Annotated in this window: 19 protein-coding genes and 1 pseudogene; 10 read left to right on the top strand and 10 right to left on the bottom strand. The window is 66.4% G+C overall.

Going from position 1 to position 17832, the window contains the following annotated elements; genetic code table 11:
• Positions 1–32: 32 nt before the first annotated feature.
• Complete coding sequence (locus BVE01S_RS04440; RefSeq protein WP_174523843.1) at positions 33–332, top strand: metal-sensitive transcriptional regulator; 300 nt, start codon at positions 33–35, stop codon at positions 330–332.
• Between the two features lie 181 nt (positions 333–513).
• Here the strand turns inward: BVE01S_RS04440 and BVE01S_RS04445 are convergent, their stop codons facing one another.
• Positions 514–945, bottom strand: a complete 432-nt coding sequence (locus BVE01S_RS04445) for a RidA family protein (protein ID WP_003167198.1) — start codon at positions 943–945, stop codon at positions 514–516.
• Positions 946–1095: 150 nt separating this feature from the next.
• Between BVE01S_RS04445 and BVE01S_RS04450 the strand changes: the two genes are divergently transcribed.
• On the top strand, positions 1096–2001 hold the full coding sequence (locus BVE01S_RS04450) for a LysR family transcriptional regulator (RefSeq protein ID WP_244878352.1): 906 nt from the start codon (positions 1096–1098) through the stop codon (positions 1999–2001).
• Positions 2002–2140: 139 nt separating this feature from the next.
• On the opposite strand, the gene BVE01S_RS04455 is transcribed toward BVE01S_RS04450, so the two are convergent.
• Positions 2141–2881, bottom strand: a complete 741-nt coding sequence (locus BVE01S_RS04455) for an SDR family NAD(P)-dependent oxidoreductase (protein WP_066625028.1) — start codon at positions 2879–2881, stop codon at positions 2141–2143.
• Positions 2882–2964: 83 nt separating this feature from the next.
• On the opposite strand from BVE01S_RS04455, the gene BVE01S_RS04460 reads away from it, so the two are divergent.
• Positions 2965–3633: a TetR/AcrR family transcriptional regulator gene (locus BVE01S_RS04460; RefSeq protein ID WP_003167195.1), complete on the top strand. Its 669-nt coding sequence runs from the start codon at positions 2965–2967 to the stop codon at positions 3631–3633.
• A 16-nt stretch (positions 3634–3649) separates the two neighbouring features.
• On the opposite strand, the gene BVE01S_RS04465 is transcribed toward BVE01S_RS04460, so the two are convergent.
• The 3 genes from BVE01S_RS04465 to BVE01S_RS04475 form a co-directional block, all read right to left on the bottom strand.
• A complete protein-coding gene (locus BVE01S_RS04465) occupies positions 3650–4111 on the bottom strand; it encodes a VOC family protein (protein ID WP_054765647.1) in 462 nt (153 codons plus the stop codon).
• Between the two features lie 116 nt (positions 4112–4227).
• A complete protein-coding gene (locus BVE01S_RS04470) occupies positions 4228–4854 on the bottom strand; it encodes an FMN-dependent NADH-azoreductase (protein WP_054765648.1) in 627 nt (208 codons plus the stop codon).
• A 168-nt stretch (positions 4855–5022) separates the two neighbouring features.
• Positions 5023–5886: a LysR family transcriptional regulator gene (locus BVE01S_RS04475; RefSeq protein ID WP_066624814.1), complete on the bottom strand. Its 864-nt coding sequence runs from the start codon at positions 5884–5886 to the stop codon at positions 5023–5025.
• A gap of 177 nt (positions 5887–6063) precedes the next feature.
• Here BVE01S_RS04475 and BVE01S_RS04480 point away from each other — a divergent pair.
• Both BVE01S_RS04480 and BVE01S_RS04490 read left to right on the top strand, forming a co-directional pair.
• Positions 6064–7523 (top strand): annotated as a pseudogene (locus BVE01S_RS04480) (alginate export family protein).
• Positions 7524–7714: 191 nt separating this feature from the next.
• Complete coding sequence (locus tag BVE01S_RS04490) at positions 7715–8065, top strand: EutQ-related cupin domain-containing protein (RefSeq protein ID WP_003167189.1); 351 nt, start codon at positions 7715–7717, stop codon at positions 8063–8065.
• 43 nt (positions 8066–8108) lie between these two features.
• Here the strand turns inward: BVE01S_RS04490 and BVE01S_RS16735 are convergent, their stop codons facing one another.
• Positions 8109–8276 carry a hypothetical protein gene (locus BVE01S_RS16735; protein ID WP_157076424.1) on the bottom strand — a complete coding sequence of 56 codons (168 nt, stop codon included), beginning with the start codon at positions 8274–8276 and terminating at the stop codon, positions 8109–8111.
• A 204-nt stretch (positions 8277–8480) separates the two neighbouring features.
• Positions 8481–8978, bottom strand: coding sequence for a hypothetical protein (locus BVE01S_RS04495; RefSeq protein WP_066624816.1), 498 nt, complete (start codon positions 8976–8978; stop codon positions 8481–8483).
• Positions 8979–9530: 552 nt separating this feature from the next.
• On the opposite strand from BVE01S_RS04495, the gene BVE01S_RS04500 reads away from it, so the two are divergent.
• Positions 9531–11339 (top strand): amidohydrolase, encoded by a 1809-nt coding sequence (locus BVE01S_RS04500; RefSeq protein WP_054765650.1) that lies wholly within the window; start codon positions 9531–9533, stop codon positions 11337–11339.
• A 174-nt stretch (positions 11340–11513) separates the two neighbouring features.
• On the opposite strand, the gene BVE01S_RS04505 is transcribed toward BVE01S_RS04500, so the two are convergent.
• Positions 11514–12134, bottom strand: coding sequence for a TetR/AcrR family transcriptional regulator (locus BVE01S_RS04505; protein ID WP_218015907.1), 621 nt, complete (start codon positions 12132–12134; stop codon positions 11514–11516).
• Between the two features lie 87 nt (positions 12135–12221).
• On the opposite strand from BVE01S_RS04505, the gene BVE01S_RS04510 reads away from it, so the two are divergent.
• Genes BVE01S_RS04510 through BVE01S_RS04525 form a run of 4 tightly spaced genes read left to right on the top strand, consistent with a single transcriptional unit; the run spans position 12222 to position 16964 of the window.
• Positions 12222–13637 carry a TolC family protein gene (locus BVE01S_RS04510; RefSeq protein WP_054765651.1) on the top strand — a complete coding sequence of 472 codons (1416 nt, stop codon included), beginning with the start codon at positions 12222–12224 and terminating at the stop codon, positions 13635–13637.
• The gene (locus BVE01S_RS04515) at positions 13634–14686 is read left to right on the top strand and encodes an HlyD family secretion protein (RefSeq protein ID WP_017505076.1); all 1053 of its coding nucleotides are present in this window, start codon (positions 13634–13636) and stop codon (positions 14684–14686) included. The genes BVE01S_RS04510 and BVE01S_RS04515 overlap by 4 nt, the downstream gene beginning before the upstream one ends.
• The gene (locus BVE01S_RS04520) at positions 14683–15846 is read left to right on the top strand and encodes an ABC transporter permease (RefSeq protein ID WP_066624828.1); all 1164 of its coding nucleotides are present in this window, start codon (positions 14683–14685) and stop codon (positions 15844–15846) included. Before BVE01S_RS04515 ends, BVE01S_RS04520 begins: the two co-directional genes overlap by 4 nt.
• Entirely contained in the window at positions 15843–16964 is a 1122-nt protein-coding gene (locus BVE01S_RS04525) for an ABC transporter permease (RefSeq protein WP_054765653.1), read from the top strand. The genes BVE01S_RS04520 and BVE01S_RS04525 overlap by 4 nt, the downstream gene beginning before the upstream one ends.
• A 31-nt stretch (positions 16965–16995) precedes the next feature.
• Here the strand turns inward: BVE01S_RS04525 and BVE01S_RS04530 are convergent, their stop codons facing one another.
• Together BVE01S_RS04530 and BVE01S_RS04535 are read right to left on the bottom strand one after the other, a co-directional pair.
• Positions 16996–17373 (bottom strand): type 2 periplasmic-binding domain-containing protein, encoded by a 378-nt coding sequence (locus tag BVE01S_RS04530; RefSeq protein ID WP_066624831.1) that lies wholly within the window; start codon positions 17371–17373, stop codon positions 16996–16998.
• A complete protein-coding gene (locus BVE01S_RS04535) occupies positions 17370–17741 on the bottom strand; it encodes a transporter substrate-binding domain-containing protein (RefSeq protein ID WP_066624834.1) in 372 nt (123 codons plus the stop codon). The genes BVE01S_RS04530 and BVE01S_RS04535 overlap by 4 nt, the downstream gene beginning before the upstream one ends.
• Positions 17742–17832 lie beyond the last annotated feature (91 nt).

Genomic DNA, 17832 nt, shown 5'->3' on the forward strand with positions numbered 1-17832 from the left:
CCGCAATTATACCCCCATAGGGTATTTTGCAAATGGGTGATCCACGCTATGATCCGACCATGCATCACCACGACAAGCCCGCGCTGACCAAGCGTTTGAACCGCATCGAGGGCCAGGTGCGCGGCGTCTCGCGTATGGTGGAGGACGGCCGCTATTGCATCGACATCCTGACCCAGGTCCGGGCCATTAAGGCCGCCTTGGGCCGGTTCGAAAACGAGATGCTGAAGGGGCACCTCAGCCACTGCGTCGAGGACGCCATCGTCTCGGGTGACCCAGCGGAGCAGCGTCGCAAGATCGAGGAGATCATCGCCCTGTTGGATCGGGTAGGTTGATTGGCGCAATGCGCGCCGTTAGCGCACACTTTGTTCCGGCTCGGCTGTCTTCTGACGCATCCGATACGAGCGCACTTTTCGAATGCCGAAAGCGCGCGACCCGGATGTTTTCCGACGGTCACTGAGGTCCTGAAGACGGAGATATCGGCCCGTTAGAGCCGATATCCGATCCGCAGGGCTATCAACAGGGATGTGAAATGCCGGGGTCAGCCTTGGGGAAATCCCCTGGCACGCGGGCAATCACCTTTATCTCGAAATCGAACCCTGCCAGCCAAGTGGCTCCGATGGCGGTCCAGTTGGGGTAAGGCGGTCCGCCGAGAAGCTCTGCTCGGACAGCCATCACCGTCTCCAGTTGGGCGTCTGGGTTCGTGTGGAAGGTGGTCACATCGACGATGTCGTCGAACCCGCAGCCGGCGGCGGTCAAGACTCCTTCGAGATTTGCGAACGCCCTTCTGACCTGATCCTCAAACGAAGGCTCGGGCGAGCCGTCTTCGCGACTGCCGACCTGTCCGGACACAAAGACGAGGTCACCGGACCGAATGGCGGCGGAATAGCGATGAAGATCGTAAAGGGCGTGACGATTGGGTGGGAAGATCGCTTCGCGGTCAGACATTGGAGTTACGTCTCGGTTGTTGAGGTTTTGCGCCGAGCTTGTCGGGGCTGATCGAAGGTAGGAGACGTCGATTTGATCGGTTAGACGTTCAATTCCGCACGAGTTGATGAAATAATCCCACGAATGGCCCGCCCGTCGCTAAACGATCTGATGACCTTTGCGACGGTGGCCCGCCTTCGCAGCTTTCGGCGGGCGGCGGATGAGCTGGGCGTGGCTCCCTCGACGCTCAGCCACGCCTTGCGGACGCTCGAGACACGTCTCGGTGTGCGCTTGCTGAATCGGACAACGCGGAGCGTCTCACCCACTGAGGCGGGAATCCGTCTGCTCGAAGGCCTGGGCCCAGCATTCGACCTGCTTGACGACGCGTTGGAGAGCGTCGCTCCATTCCGCGGGCAGGTGCAGGGCGTGGTCCGTCTGAATGCACCGCGTCTGGCCGTGGCGATGTTTGTCCGCGACATCCTGCCGAAGATGGCCGAACGGTTTCCCGAGGTGACCGTGGATATCGTCGCGAAGGATCGTCTCGTCGATATTGTAGAACAGGGTTTCGATGTCGGCGTACGGCCGCATGACATGATCCCCAAGGACATGATCGCGGCGCCCATGCCTGCCGGGCTTCGATACGTGTGCGTCGCGGCTCCGGCTTATCTCGAGCGCGCCGGCACGCCGGACACGCCGGAAGCTCTGAATCGCCATCGCTGCATCGGCCACCGATTGCCGAGCGGCAAACCCTATCGCTGGGAGTTCGAGCGCAACGGAACTCCGCTAGCGCTCGCTATCAGCGGCCGTCTGGTCCTTGATGACGAGGCGCTGATGGTGGACGCCGCCGTCGCTGGTTTGGGCATCGCCTACGTTCCAGAGTTTGCGGCGTCCGGTGCGCTGACGCGGGGACGTTTACGCCAGGTCCTTTCGGACTGGATGCCGGGCGAAGAGAGGCTGGCGCTCTACTTCCCTGGGCATCGGTCTATCCCCCCTGCGTTGCGCGCTCTGCTGGATGTCGTCAGGGATGTCGGAGCCAGCCGAAAGCCTGGCGCGGCCTGGGCTTCAGCCCGCGATTGATGCGACGGACCATGGGGATCGTGCTCGGTGATGATCGGCGGATCCCTCAGCTTTAATGCGGTGCGTCCGGGCCAATGATCTCATGGGGCGCTGGCCGCCATGACGCCTCCGGCTGCAAGAACCGGAGGCGTCTTAGGGATCACGCTGTGGCGCCGCCGTCTGCGGTCAGGACGGAGCCGGTGATGACGCCGGCGGCCGCACTGGCCAGGAAGGCCACGGCGTTGGCGATCTCGGCCGGCTCGGCGAAACGTCCCAGCGCCGTCAAACCACGCTGGAACTCAGCGCTCTCGCCGTCCGCCGGGTTGGCCTCGGTATCCGTCGAGCCGGGGGCGACCAGATTGACCGTGACGCCCTGTGGCCCCAGTTCGCGGGCAAGACCACGCGTCAAAGACAGAAGCGCCGACTTCGACATGGCGTAGGCGGTCACGCCCGGGATTGGGACGCGATCCCCCAGGCTGGAGCCGATAAAGATGATGCGTCCGCCCGAGGTCAGATGCGGGATGGCGGCCTTGGAGAACAGCACCGGGGCCCGGACGTTGATGTCCATCATCGCCTGGTAGGCGTCCACATCGAGATCGGCGATCAGGCCATTGAAGCCCACTGCGGCGCTGTTGACGAGGATGTCCATCCCGCCAAGTGCTGTGACGGCCTCCGCGACGGACCGTTCAATCGCCTTGGGGTCGGCGCTGTCGGCCTTGATGGCGAAAGCCCTGCGCCCCTTGACTGCGATCGCGCCTCTGACGCCCTCTGCGCGATCGGGGGAGTTGGCGTAGGTGAAGGCGACATCGGCACCGTTCTCGGCCAGGGCCAGAGCGATCGCCGCCCCGATGCCGCGAGAGCCGCCGGTGACGAGGGCGCGTTTCCCACTCAGATCAATCATCGTCTCATCCATTTATGCAGTGACTGGTGCATAATTAGGTAGGGACGTTGAAAATGGGCGTCAACGGAATTATACATCATTCAATGCAGAATTTAGATTCACCCCTTTCCGAGGCGCTTCCGGCGCGGCGCGGCCGCGGCCGACCGCGGGCGTTTGATCGTGACGCCGCGCTCGACACGGCGACCACCCTGTTCTGGTCCAAGGGTTATGAAGCGACCTCCATCGCGGACCTCACCCAAGCCATGGGCATAGGCGCCAAGAGCCTCTACGCGGCCTTTGGATCGAAGGACGACCTCTTCACCCAGGCGCTGCATCACTACGTGCGGAAATATGAGGGTCTGGCCTGGGATCGCGCCCGCCAGGCGACGACAGCACGCGAGGCGACCGCCGCCTTTCTTCACGATTCAGCCGCCGCCTTCTCAGGCGCGGTCTTCGACATCCCGCGCGGCTGTATGGCCACGATCGCCTCCATGGGGTGCGAGGGCCTGCCCGCGCTTCAGGCCTTCGCCAAAGACGTGGAGACGACGTTCAGCCGATTGAAGGCCCGCATCGATCGAGGCGTGGCGGAAGGAGATTTGCCGCAGGATCTCGACACCGCGCGACTGGCGCGCTTTGTGGAGACCGTCCAGGCGGGCATGTCGATCCGGGCCCGCAACGGCGCCGACCGTTCCGAACTCGACAGCGTCGTCGATGTCGCGATGGCGGGGTGGGACGGCATTGTCAGCGCGGCCTCCGCCGCCGGTCGATCATAGGCGACATGGTCTGTGATCAACTCAGGACCTCTGCGAGTTCGATGAGATTGCCGAAGGGGTCGCAGAAGAACGCGAGCTTGCGGTTGATCGCGGGGACGACGAAGGGATCTGTCACGATCGTCACCGCGCGTGCGCGCAGTCGCTCGATGGTCGCGTCCACGCTGGCGACGGCGAAACAGAGGTGATGATAGCCGCGATACTGCAGGCTATCGCTCAAATCTGCGTAGGGGCGAGTCTCGACCGGTACTGGCGCGCCGCCTCCCAGAATCTCGACGTAGAAATGGTCGTCAGCGGGCGGGGCGATATAGGCGAGCAGGCTGTCGCCGTGAGGCCAGGTCGCAACGATGCGGAAATCCAGAACGCCGACGTAGAAGTCGAGAGCTTGCTGCAGATCGGGCGTGCGGATGGCGACGTGGTGGGCGCGCATGTCGGCGAAAACGGAGCCGTGATTCACAGCGGGCGGCGCGAAGTCAGGCATGGAAGACCTCCTTTTCAACGCGCAGCGACGGCGGGACGTGGGTGGGGCATCGGTGGCTCGCTCGCTCCCAAGGGCAGGGCTCGGGCTGGCCAGCCGGGGGCTCGCCGAGGCGGGGTCTAGACGTCGTCGGACAAGGGCTGAGCGGCGACGACCGCGATTGTGGATTTCGCCTGGTTGATCGCCGCTTCTCGGGCGTCCGGTCCAAGGCTGATCCGCTCAGCCTGGACGAACGCGACATCGCTGATCCCGATGAAGCCGAGCAGGAGGCGAAGATAGGGTTCCTGAAAATCCAGGCTCGCCAAGGGGCCTTCGGTATAGAGGCCGCCGCGGGACTGGATCACGATCGCCCTCTTGCCCGTGACGAGGCCCTGGACGCCCGCCTCGCCGTAAGCGAACGTGATCCTCGGCCGTATGACGTGGTCGAACCACGCTCTCAAACCGGTGGGTATGCTGAAGTTGTACATCGGCGCGCCGATCACGATGACATCGGCGGCGAAGACCTCGCCGATCAACTTGTCGGAGAGCCGACGCGCCGTCAGCTCCGGCGCGGTATTGGCCACGGCGCGCACGCCCGCGACGGTCTCGGGCGTCAGATGAGGGATCGGGTCCTGGCCGAGGTCGCGTCGCGTGACCGCCCCGCCGCTGTGAAACTCCACCAACTGTCGAACGGCGTAGTCGACCAGGAGGCTCGAGACCGAGGCGTCGCCCGCAACGCTGCTGGTGAGCGCGAGAATATTGGGCACGTCGGGCTCCGGGCTGCTGCGAGAAGCTCGACTATCCCTGTTCCGATCGGGGATGAGTAGTCGCGCGGCGAGCGCCTCGGTGTCGCCATTCCGGCAACGCGGGGCGTCGGCTATCTGGGGCTCAAACAGCCCGACTGGAGTTGGCTCCGGCCGTGCGACCCTTCAGAGCTAAACGCACATCTCGATGAGCAACTCGGTCAAGACGCGAATCTTGCGGGACGGATGCTGGCCGGGCGGCCTGAGGACGTAAGCCCCGCCCGGCGGCACCGGAAACTGCGGCATCACCTCCACTAGTCTGCCGGCCTCCACGTGGGGCCGGGTGAAATCGTCCGGCAACCAGGCCAGCCCGAGCCCAGCCAGGGCCGCCGAGACGAGCGCGGTTCCGTTGTCAGCCTTGAACCGGCCGCGGGGACGGATCGAGACGGTTCGGTCGCCATCGATGAACTGCCAGGTCTCGGACCCCTGCATCAGAGCCTCGTGGTCCATGATGTCGTCCGGCGCCTGTGGCGCGCCATGGAGGCGGATGTAATCGGGGCTGGCGACGAGCTTGCCGTACACGGACCCGAACCTGCGGGCGATCAGGGTGGAATCCTGCAGATAGCCGACCCGAATGGCGCAATCGAAACCTTCGGCCACTAGGTCGACGAAACGATCCGAGTAGCAGGTCTGCAAGGTGAGCTTGGGGTGCCGTCGCGCCATTTCAGCGAGGGCAGGCGCATAGTGGGTCGGGCCGAAGGTGAGGGGCGCGGCGACACGCAGACGGCCCTGAAGCTCCCCCTGTGGCGCGATCGTCTCCCGCGCCGTGTCGACCTCAGCGCAAATCCGGGCCGCATGGTCCCGAAAGGCCGCGCCCGCCTCGGTGAGGACGGCGCCGCGCGTGGTTCTCGACAGGAGTTGCACGCCCAGATCCGCTTCCAGCCTGAAAAGGCGGCGGCTGACGACGGACTTGGCGACGCCCAGCCGCCGCGCAGCGGGCGAAACGCCGAGGGTGTCCGCCACCTCCACGAAGGTGCGCAGTTCGTCGATGTCCATGATTGTTCCTCCTTGGGCGACACTGCGTAGCCCCATGGGGCCATACCGCATCGAAATCGGAACTGCCAATGTCGCAAGGGTCGGCGCTGTCGGCGTCTGCTCCACCTCCAACAAGAGAGATTCGGCATGGCGTCCCGCCACCCCTTCGACCCGACCAATCCCTCTTCCTTCCTCGCCATGGCCGGGCGGCGCAGCGGGTCGCTCCGTCGCGGGGCCGAGAAGCCCTTCGCGCGTCGGCTCTGCTGGAGAGGATGTCTGACGGGGATCGCGGCCATCGCCGTTTCGGCGCCGGCTGCCTGGGCTCAGGCGCCGGCGAGCGTGGGCGGCCCCGGCATCACCATCGAGCGATACAGTGAGGATTGGTCGGTTCTTGCGGACCCGCGGAGGCGCACGGGGCGCTGGACCGAACCGTTCAAATACCTTCCGCTCAACGACGCCGGAGACCTGTATCTGACCACCGGCCTTGAGGCGCGGACCCGATATGAATCCTACCAGCACGGGCAATGGGGGCAGCAGCCACGCAACGACTATCTCTGGAACCGTGTGATGCCCTACGCGGACCTGCATATGGGTCAGCTGCGCGTGTTCGCCCAGCCGATCATCTCAGACATTTCCGGAGCCGATCGCGTCGAGACGCCTGTGGATACGACGGGCGTCGATTTCCTGCAGGGCTTCGTCGGCCTGGAGATGGAGATTGCGTCGGGGACCACATTGGATCTAGCCGCTGGGCGGCGGCTGCGATCCTTGGGCGGCGGGCGTCTGGTGGATACGCGCTACGGCGTGAATGTGCCGTTGGCGTTCGATGGCGCCGATGTCTCCCTGACCCGGGGAACGCGTCGGATCACCGCCCTGGGTCTGCGGCCCGTCGAAAACCGTGTTGGCGACTTCGATGACCGGTCCTCGGACCAGAAGGCGTTGTGGGGGCTCTATGGAACCCAGTGGCTTGCCCAAGACCGCCGGACCGGCGTTGATCTCTATTGGTTGGGATTCCGGGATCGTAACGCGGTCTATGACCAGGGCTCGGGTCGCCAGACCGTTCACTCCTTCGGCATGCGCTGGTTCGGGGTCGAAGGCGGATGGCGATGGAACGTCGAGGGCGTCATCCAGCGCGGCGAGTTCAACGATGCCGCACAGCGGCCTGGGGCGTGGGCGGCGAAATCCGTCGCCGATTTGCGACAGCTCCGCTCAGTCCCGAAGTCGTTATGATGATCGACTACATCTCCGGCGACGACGACCCCGACGACCCCGAGCTGAACACCTTCAACGCCCTGTTCCCCCGTGGGCGGTACTTCGTCGCCCAGTCGCCGATCGGTCCTCGCAACCTCATTCACCTCCAGCCTTCGGTCACCCTTCGTCCCCGTGACGACCTGGACGTCACCTTGATGGGGGCGGCCTACTGGCGCGAGAGCACTCGCGACGGAGTCTATTCCATTCCAGGAGCGCTGGTCCGCAGCGGCCGCGGCAGCAACGCTCGCTATATCGGCACCCAGATCGAGCTGTCAGCGACATGGCGCGCGACACAGGAGTTGGCGCTGGCGGTTTCGGCCGGCGCCCTCGGGGCCGGTCCCTTCATCCGCGAGACCGGATCATCGCAGACCATCTTTCTCGCCAGCGCCATGGCGACCTTCAAATACTAATAAGCGCCGCCCTGGTCGGAAGCGGCTCGGATTCCGGGCGCATCGGCATCCGTCGCGTCCAGCCGCCGCGCTCGTCGCGTCTTCCTCACCAACAAGGCGCAGGGCGACCCTGGCGGGATCGGGGATCATCTCGAGGAACGGTCCCGGCCGTCGGGAATTTGCGTTGCAGACGAACAGACGGAAGCCGCACCATGAAGATGCAGGGATTCATATTCGCCGACGCCGCAATGGAGCGCTCGCCCGGCCAGAAAGACGAGATTGAAACCGGCGATGTCGTTAATGACGCCGACGGCGCGCCGATCAGCATCGGCTACGGGCGTTGGGGGGCGGGATCGAGACTGACCGAAACCATGCGGGTTGATGACGTCATGATCGTGCTGGAGGGCGGACTTGAAGTAACGTCAGAGGGGAAAACCGTTTCGGCCGCGCCCGGCGCAATCGTGCACATGCCCAAGGGGGTGGAGGTGACCATCACCGCCGGGGCCGACGGCGCCAGGACGGCCTATGTGACCTATCCCAACTGGCGCACGGCCCGCAGTTGAACGGGACCGTATCAGGGCCTCTTCCCCGCTCATCGGTCCGTCTTCAGGGTGGTGGAAGGCCGGCTGGTGAACCGTCAGGCCCAAGCCTGCCCCAAACCGCCCCGATCAGGGCGCCGAGGGCCAGGAACTCCAGCAGGAATTGGCTCCAGCTGAACAGGCCGATCCAGGGGTTGTCGCCGGTGAAGACGCCATAGAGGACGGTCCCGCCCACGACGCCTTTGATGAGGGCCGTCAGGAGCGCCAGCGAGGCCAGTCGCGCCCATAGCCGGGCCGGCAGACGATCCCAGATCAGCGCGGTCAGGATGACGGCGCCGACGACGGCCTCGATGAAGCTGACGTAGGCGGCGACGGTGACATGGAAGGGATAGGGGAAGACGAACAGGGGGGCGCGCGACAGATGATCGAAGGTGTCGAGTCAGGGGTTCAGAAACGGATGGATCAGGCGTTGGGCGCCGGTCGCCACGGCCGCCGCCGCGAGCGCCGCGGCCATCGCCGAGATCGGTCCACGCGCCCAACGCACCGCCACCGCGCAGAGCAGTGCGAGGATCAGGGACCGGAGCAGGGGCTTGATGAGGCCGATCGCGCCATAGGCCCAGCCGCCGGTGACCACGCCGTTCATGACCGCGACCCTGAAGGTCTCCTGCAGCAGCACCAGTATGGCGAAGGCGAGCAGCGTCCGGCCCGCCAAAGATCCACCAAGTCCCCGCGGTCCCGCGGTTGCAAGCGCCATGATCAGGCCGCCCGCGACCAAGGCGGTGTGCAGCCATGTCGCCCACAATGGCGGGGTCGGAATGGGGAAGGGGACGCCTGCGGCGAGCAGGCCGACATGGATGCTCAGCGCGATGAAGCCGGCGACGAGACAGGCCGCCGCAAGCACGCCCGTTCGGCGGAAGTCGGAAACTGAGAAAAGCATATGGCCTCGCCGTGCGTTGTTTCCGCCCGCGCACCGAGTTGAGCCTCGCCTTCGCCCGACGCTAGCGCCTTTTCGTGCGCCACCGCGTCTCCATTCGGGGAAGGTTGGAAAGGCAAGAGAGTGAGGCAAGCCGCCTGAGGGCGCCGTCGCAAACGCCGTCCGTAGCCGGAGGCCGGACCGATTGGCCCCTCCATCCGGGCAGACGCCGCCCGAGCCGACGCGAACAGCCGCCAGGGGCAAATCCGGTCGCTACAGCCTCTGTCCTGCCAAGCTGACGGTTGGATCCCGGGGGGCGAAGCGCTGGAACGGCGTGCGCCGGCAGGCCAGCTTGCCCGGTACGTCCACAGAGGGGAAGGCGAGGCGGCTCTAGATCGTTTCGCCGCCACCGTACGCGTTCCTCGCACGGCGACACAGTGTGCCGGTGTCGCGGTCTATCCCGGAGGGAGGAGGCTGCGAGAACCTGTGCATTGGGGCTGCTCAAGGCCTCGCACCGAACTTCGGCGCTCCGGCTCGCGCCGGACCGGCGCCCCTTGCGAGTGAAACGAGGACAGAATGATCAGGACACTTCTCATCGCCGTCGTTGCGGCGGTCTCGTTCACCACTGCGCACGCGCAGACCGCGCCGGTCGCCGGCGCGGGCGCGGACCTGATCGTGGTCAATGCGAAGATCTTCACCGGCAATCGGTCTCAGCCGGAAGCGTCGGCGCTCGCCGTCCGAGGCGGGCGGATCTATTCGGTCGGCTCCGACGCCGAAATCCGCGGCCTGTCGACTGCGCAAACGACGGTGATCGATGCGCGCAGCCGCAGGCTCATTCCCGGCATCGTCGACGCTCACACCCACGTCCTCAATGACCTGGCCTACAACTACAATGTCCGTTGGGACGGCGTGCCGACGTTGCGGCAGGCCCTCGACATGCTCAGCGAGCAGGCGCGACGCACGCCGGAGGGCCAGTGGGTCAAGGTCATCGGCGGATGGTCGCCCTATCAGTTCGAAGAGAACCGCTTCCCGACGATCGATGAGCTGCGCGCGGCGGTTCCGGATCGTCCCGCGATTGTTCAGTACGCCTACAACCGGGCCCTTTTGAACGACCAGGCCATGGCGGCGCTCAACGTCGGCTCCGAACAGTTCGCGCAACTCCCGGATATCGAGATCGAGCGTGACAGCCGGGGAAATCCCACCGGCGTCATCCATGGCTACACATGGCTGTTTCTCGCGCTGGAAACGATGGTGCCCCAACCCAGTGTCGAGGAGCAGGTCAGCTCGATCACCTACAGCGTTCGCGGCCTGAACCGTCTGGGGGTGACCTCGATCATCGACAACGGCGGCCGGTGGCCGTACCCGGAAGCGCAAGCCCGGGTCGATGTGCTGGCCCGCGACAATCGCCTGAATGTGCGCATGCCGTTCGTGGACCTCCAACTCGGCGACGGCGGTCCGGTCAATATGGTCGATCTGGAGATCGAGGCCATCACGAGGACCGCTCCGATCAGTCCGGGACAGAACCTGCATCCCACGCTCCAGCACGGTCATGAGTATCGCGGGGCGGGCGAGGTGCTGAACGGAGCGGTGCACGATCACGAGAATTTCGATCGGCCGGCGGTGATCATCGATCCTGACACGATGCAGCGCTTCGTCGAGGAGGACGTCTCTCGGCTGATCGCGCGACGCATCCCCTTCCGGATGCACATCTCCTACAACGAGAACATTACGCCCTTCCTCGACGCCTTGGAGCGGGTGAATGAGACTGTGCCGATCGACGGCTTGCGCTGGAGCCTGGAGCACGCCGAAACCATCAGCCCGGAAAACATCGAGCGCGTCAGGCGACTGGGCGGCGGTATCGCCCTGGACGCCAAGATGGCGCTGCATGCCGATGGCTTCATCAAGACGCACGGGCGGGAAGCGGCCTTGCAGACCCCGCGTCTGCGTATGCTGGTCGACAGCGGCATCCCCCTGGCGATGACGACGGACGCCTTCCGGGCCGCCACCTTCAACCCTTGGGTCGGCATCAGTTGGATGGTGACCGGCAAGTCCGTGTCCGGCTCACAGGCGCTCGCCGATGACAACCGGCTCACGCGGGCCGAGGCGTTGAGGCTGTTCACCCGGGGCGGCGCCTGGTTCATGAATGCCGAGGCCGAGCTGGGCGCCATCGCGCCCGGGAATCTGGCGGACTTCGCCATCCTGGACAGGGACTACTTCTCCGTCTCGGAGGATGAAATCGAGGCCATTTCATCGGTCCTGACGGTCATGGACGGCAGGGTCGTTTTCGGCGTGGAAGACTACGGTGATCTGACGCCGGCCTTGCCGGCAGCGCTCCCGGCGTGGTCGCCATCCAACCATTTCGGCAGCTACTACGGGGACAAGTGACGGCGAGCCGGGCCCCCTCTTAAGAGGGGCCTTGCTTTCATCTGATCATCCGACCGGACGTTTATCCTCTTGATAGGCCGTCCGCCCATGGCTGGCGGCGTTTTGTCCTCGCGTTGCGCCGCCTGCATCGCGGTCGTTGCCGAAGGCGGAGGCGAGCGGGCGGCGCCACGCTCATCACGCGTCGATGACGGACCTTGAGACCAGAAACTCGGCGAAGAGGGCGAGCAATTCCCCGTCCTTGATTGCGGATGGTTCCAGCAGGCGCTGGAACATGGCGCCTTCGTGGACCGCCAGAATGAGACGAGCGACGCGAGAAGACGCGTGGGGGCGGCCGGGCTCGATTCCGCTCCAGACGCGGCAGACGGCCTCTTCGATAACCGAGAGGATGCGAGCCTGCCGTGCGGCGTAGTGGCTCGCCACTGCGGGGTTGCGCAGGGCGTGCAGGCCGAACTCCGCCTGCAGCAGATACCAACTGCGGTCGAAGGCGTAGCCGGCGATGAACGCCCTGACGAAGTTCTCCACCGCCGGTCCCGGTCCGGACAGGGCCGATGCGATCGAGGTTTCGAGATGCCGTTCAAGCCGTTCGATCGTCCGATCGTAGATGGCGAAAAACAGCTCCTCCTTGGACCGGAAATTGGAGTTGTACGCCCGCCGGCTCAATCCGACCCGTTCGCAGATGTCCTCCTGTGTCGCCCCCTGGAAACCGCGTTCGGCGAAGGCTTCCAGGGCGCCGTTGAGGATACGCTCGCGCGTCTGGGCACGCGTGGGACGGCTCCGGACAGGCCTTGGGCTCAAGAGAGCAGTCTTCTGGATCATTCGATACAGGTATGTATTGAGATGGATCGATGTCAACGCTACGGTCGGCCAAGGAGAACCTCGCTCATGACCTTGCGACCTTCCATCCTGCTGATCCTGCTGATCTCGTCGACCTGTGCGGCCGCCTACGCTCCCGCATCCAAGGCCCAGATCTCTGACGCCGAAACCTCCGGCCTCCAGACCGTTGGTCCTTTGCCCCTGACCTATCCCGACGCGCAGGCCAGGCTCCTGCAACGCTCGGACGCCATTGAGGCGTCGGACGCCGATGTCCGCAGCCGGGAAGCCCAGGAAAACGCTGTAAGGACGCTGCGGCTGCCCACGGTGGAGTTCGAGGGCCAGATGATGCGGTATCAAAAGACCCTCTATCTGCCGCTGGGGCCCTTGGCGGATGTCGCTCAGGACTACGCCATCAGCGATCCGTTGCAGTTCCAGATGGAACGCGACAGCACGCGGCCGATCATCACCGCCACCGTCCCGCTTTATTCCGGCGGCCGGATTCCGGCCGCCCAGGCGGCCGCTGAGGCTCAACTCGGCCAGTCCCGGGCTGAGCGCCAGATCGTCGTCGATAACGCCCTGTTGCAGATGACCGAACTCTATTTCGGGCAACAGTTGCTCACCCGGGTTCGGGACGTCCGCCGCGACGTCCTGGCGGGCCTCGAACGCCACCTGGCCGATGCGACGATTCTGGAGCGCGGCGGGTTCATCAGTCGCGCCCAGCGCCTGCAGGTGGAGGTGGCGCGTGACGACGCGGCGCGCGAGCTGGAGACGGCCGAAGCCAATCTGGCCAGCGCGGACACGGCGCTCTCTGGGACCTTGAGGGCGCCGTCGGGGATCGATCCGGCTACGTCTCTCTTCGTGCTTCTCCGGCCGCTCGAGCCGCTGGAGACCTATCTGCAAGCCGCCTATCGCGCCCACCCGCAGCTGGAGCGGCTCCAGGCCCTGGAAGACCAGGCGGAAGCCGGGGTCACCGCCCAGCGCGCCGAGCTTCTGCCGACGGTCTATGGCTTCGCCCAGTACAACTTTGATCGTCAGGACACCTTGTTGACCGATCCGGACTGGTCCGTGGGGGTCGGTCTCCGTTACACCCTCTTCTCCGGCGTCGATCGCTCGCAGAATGTCCGCGCCGCGCGCGAGAAGGTCGCCCAGGCCCAGGCGGGGCTGCGCGAGGCGCAAAGCCAGATCGAGATCGGCGTGACCCGATCCTGGAACGACGCGGAAGCGGCCCGGCGGCGGTTCCAGAGAACCGACAGCGCCATCGTCGCCGCCGAGGAGAACCTGCGCGTCCAGATGGTCGGCTACCAGGTGCAGCAAACCACCTCGCTCGACGTCATCGACGCCCAACTCGGCGTCGGACGCGCGCGGATCCAGCGCGCCCAGGCCGCCCATGACTTCGTGGTCGCGCTCGCCCGCCTTCTTCATGTCAGCGGCCGGATCGAGGACATGCCCGACTATATCGACCAGGGCGAAAGGATCGCGCCATGACCGACACCCAGGACACGCCGACGCCGAACACGGAGCCGGGCGGGGAACGGGGCGACGCCGGACCGTCTCGACGGCGCCGAAAACTGCTGCCCCTCGGCATCGGGGCGCTGATCGTGGCGGGGCTCGGCGTCGGCCTCTGGCTCAGCTACCGACCCGTTCCCGATCAGCTTCAGGGGATGGTGGATGCGCGGGAGCTTCGGATCACCAGCAAGGTGACGGGGCGGATCGCCGACTTCCATGTGGAGGAGGGGCAGCCGGTCCGGGCCGGCCAACTGCTCTACACCCTCGACAGTCCCGAGGTCGCGGCACGTTCAGAACAGGCGGGCGGCGCCCTCGTCGCCGCCGAGGCCACGGCCGACAAGGCCGACGAAGGTGCGCGTCCGGAGGATATCCGGGCCGCGGAAGCGCAATGGCGGCGCGCGCAGGCGGCGGCGGATCTGGCCCAGACGACGTATGCCCGCACCCAGGAGATGTACGATCAGGGCGTGATCGCGGGGCAGAAGCGCGACGAGAGCCGGGCCAATGCGGTGGCCTCGACGGAGGCCGCCCGCGCCGCTCGCGCCCAGTATGACCTGGCGCTGGCCGGGGCGCGCCGACAGGATCGCCAGGCGGCCGGGGGACAGGTGCGGCAGGCGCGCGGCGCCGTGGCGGAGGTCGAGGCGGCGGAGCGCGAAACCCGGGTGCTGGCGCCGTCGTCCGGCGAGGTGGGCCGGCGGCTCGCCCAGCCCGGCGAACTGGTCCCCCAAGGGTTCCCGGTCTTCATGCTCACGGACATAGAGCATCCCTGGGTGACGCTCACCCTGCGCGAGGATCAGTTCAGCGGGATTCGACGCGGACAGACTCTGACGGGTCGTATTCCCGCTCTGGAGAACCGCACGGCCCGGTTCCGGGTGACCTTCATCGCTCCCGCCGGAGATTTCGCTACCTGGCGTGCGACCCGGCAGTCGAGCGGCTTCGACGTCAAGAGTTTCGAGGTGCGCGTCGCACCGGTCTCGCGCGTCGACGGGCTGCGGCCGGGCATGACCGTCCTGTTCGACTGGCCGCAATGATCGCGGCGTTTCTCGCCGGCGCCCGACGCGAGATCGCCTTTCTGCGCGGGAGCTTCTGGGATCTGTTCCTCGTCGTCTGGCTACCGCTGGCGCTTCTCGCCCTCGTCGCCGTGCAGATGTCGGCGGGGGTTATGCGCGATCTGCCGGTCGCCGTCGTCGACGCCGACGGCGGAAGCGTCGCTCGCGATCTGGTTCGTCGTCTGGACGCCTCGCCCGGCCTGCACGTGGCGGCCCGCCCCAAGGATATGGCCGAGGCCGAGAGCGTGGTGCGGTCCAACCGCGCCTATGCGATCGTCATGCTGCCGCAAGGGCTCGAACGCGCGGTGCTGCGCGGCGAGGCGGGCAGGGCGCTGGTCTTCTACAACGCCAGCTACTCCACGCCCTCGGGGTCAGTGCTGCGCGAGGTCGGCGCCGTGATCCAGAGCCAGGCCCGGACCCTGGCCGCGCAACAGAGCGCGGCGATCCTCGGCCCGGGCCGGGTGCGGCCGGCGCCGATCCAGGTCCAGAGCCGCATCCTCTACAATCCCCAGGCCAGCTACGAGCTGCAACTGGTCGCCCTGATCCACCCGGCCTTGCTGCATCTGCTGTTCATGGTGGCGGTCGTCAGCGCCCTGGGACGCGAACTGCGAGACGGGACGATCGGCGGCTGGCTGGCCGGGCCGCCGCGCGAGGCCGCTGCGGCGGTCGTGGGCAAGATCGCGCCCTATGTGGCGATCTTTCTCGTCTGGGGCGCCCTGGCGACCATCTATCTCGCGGCGTTTCGCGGCTGGCCGGTTGAAGGCAGCGTCGGCCTGCTCCTGGCGGGCTATGTCGGCCTCTATCTCGCTTATGCGGGTATGGCCACGCTGATCGTCGGCCTGACGCTGTCCATGGGGCAGGCGCTGTCCATGACCGCCCTCTATGCGGGCGCCTCCTTCGCCTTCGCCGGGGCCGTCTTTCCAATCGAATCCGCTTCGGCCTTCGCGCGCGTCTGGAGCGCGCTTCTGCCCTACACCACCTTCGCCCGTCTCGTCGCCGAACAATGGATGATGGGCGCGCCCGCGGCGATGTCGGTCAAACTGCTGCTGATCCTGATGACCTTCGCGGTCGTGGGGTTCGGGCTGGGCCTGCCGCGATATCTGGCCGCCTCCCGCAAACCCGATGTCTGGGGGCGACGTTGATCGGCCGGGCCTTCATCGCGACGTTTCGCGCGGTCCTCGCCGACCGGTCGGCCTTCATGCTGATCGTGGTGTCGACGATCCTCTATTCCTTCTTCTACCCTTCCGCCTATTCCGGCGAGGTCGCCGTCCGGATCCCGGTCGCCGTGGTGGATCTGGACAACACCGGGGCCAGCCGTTCGCTGGTGCACAAGCTCTCGGGTCTGCAGCAGGCGGATCTCGTCGCCCGCCTGCCGTCGCCCGAGGCGGCGGACGACTGGTTGCGGACGAGAGGGGCGGGGGCGATCGTCGTCGTGCCTGCGGGGTTCGAACGTCGCATCCTCACCGGCGGGCAAGGGACGGTGGCCCTCTATGGCAACGGCGCCTATCTGCTGCGCAGCAGCACGGCGCTGGCCGGCATAGGCGCGGCGATCACGGCCGAGGCGGGCGAGGCCGCCGTCGATCAGGCGATGGCGCAGGGCGCGCCGGCGCCGCCGGCCCTGTCGGTGATCGCGCACCCGCTGTTCAACACCCGCGAAGGATACGGCAGCACCGTCTTTCCGGGCGTCGGCTTCCTCATCATTCATCAGACGCTGCTGATGGGACTGGCAATGCTGGCGGCCACCCTGCGTGGCGAGGGGGAGCGGCTTCGGTTTGCGTCCCGTCGTCTCCTCGGCGTCGCGCTCGCCTTCTTCGTCATCGGCTGGATCGATGTCGCCTACTACGCCGGCTTCGTCTTCTGGTTCCAGGACTATCCACGGGCCGCCGCCGCGCCCGGAACGCTGATCGTGGCCGGCAGCCTCTTCGTGGCGGCGACGGTTGCAGCGGCGCTTGCCCTGGCGAGCGTCTTCCGCACCCGCGAGCGGCCCCTGCAACTGCTCATGGGCACCTCCCTGGTCATCTTCTTTCTCGCTGGACTGTCCTGGCCCGCGGAGGCGACGCCGACCTGGCTCGCCTTCCTCGCCCGACTGCTGCCCACGACGCCCGGAATCCATCTCATGGTCGGGGTGAACCAGATGGGGGCCAGCCTCGTCGAACAGGGGCGCGAGGTTCTCAACCTCCTGGGCCTCATCCTCCTTTACGGCGGCGTGGCGTGGTGGCGCTTCACCCGGCCGTCCGGAGCGCCCTCGACCGGAGCGTGAACTGCGGCTGGGAATGATCGCCCGCCGCAGCCTAGGCCGGCGCCGGGCGTCCCGGACCGATCGCGAGGGCGGCGTCCTGTCCGCTGGCGACCGGCCTTCGGGCGACGAAGCCGGAGGCGACCAGATCTTCGAAGAGCGCTTCCAGGAAACCGCGCCCGTGAGGCCGCTCGCGGGGGAGGGCGACGGCCTGGTCGATGGCCTGGAAACTGTCCGGGAGCAGGCGGACGCCGGCCCGGTCGCGCGCCGCCGCCTCAAGCGTCTGGCGCACACCGGCGCAGACATCGGCGCCGCCCTCCAGGAAGAGGGCGACGGCTGCCTGGGAGGAGGGCGTATGAATCCGTCGGGCCTGTTTCAGCGAACGGTTGAGAAAGAGGTCGTAGGCGGTGTTCAGGCCCGACGCGATCGTCACGTCCGCAACGTCCACGTCGCGGACGGAGCGGAAGCGGGACTCGGAGGGGACCAGATAGGAGCTTCGATCCGGACGTAGGGCGCGGTATAATCCAAGACGGTGCGACGATCCGGATCGATCGCGAGGAAGGCGAGATCGCAGGCCTGATCCTGAAGCGCCGCCACCGCCGCTCCCGCCGTGGCGAAGTTCGACAGCTCCATCTCCACGCCGAGGCGCACAGCGATCTCCCAGGCGAGATCGACCGACACGCCAGCGAGAGTTCCGTCCGCCGCCCTCTGCGCCAGGACCGGATTGCCGAGATTGATCGCCACGCGCAACCGCCCCAAGGGCGCCAGTTCGGACCGGATGATGTGCATCGACACGTCCATTCCCTTCTCTTGGAGGGAACTGGACGGCGCTGCGCCGTCCAGCCCTTGAGAAAGCCGTTGCCGTCGGCCTGCGGCGGGTCCGCTTCGGTGA

The sequence above is a fragment of the Brevundimonas vesicularis NBRC 12165 genome (assembly GCF_001592205.1).
Lineage (GTDB): Bacteria > Pseudomonadota > Alphaproteobacteria > Caulobacterales > Caulobacteraceae > Brevundimonas > Brevundimonas vesicularis.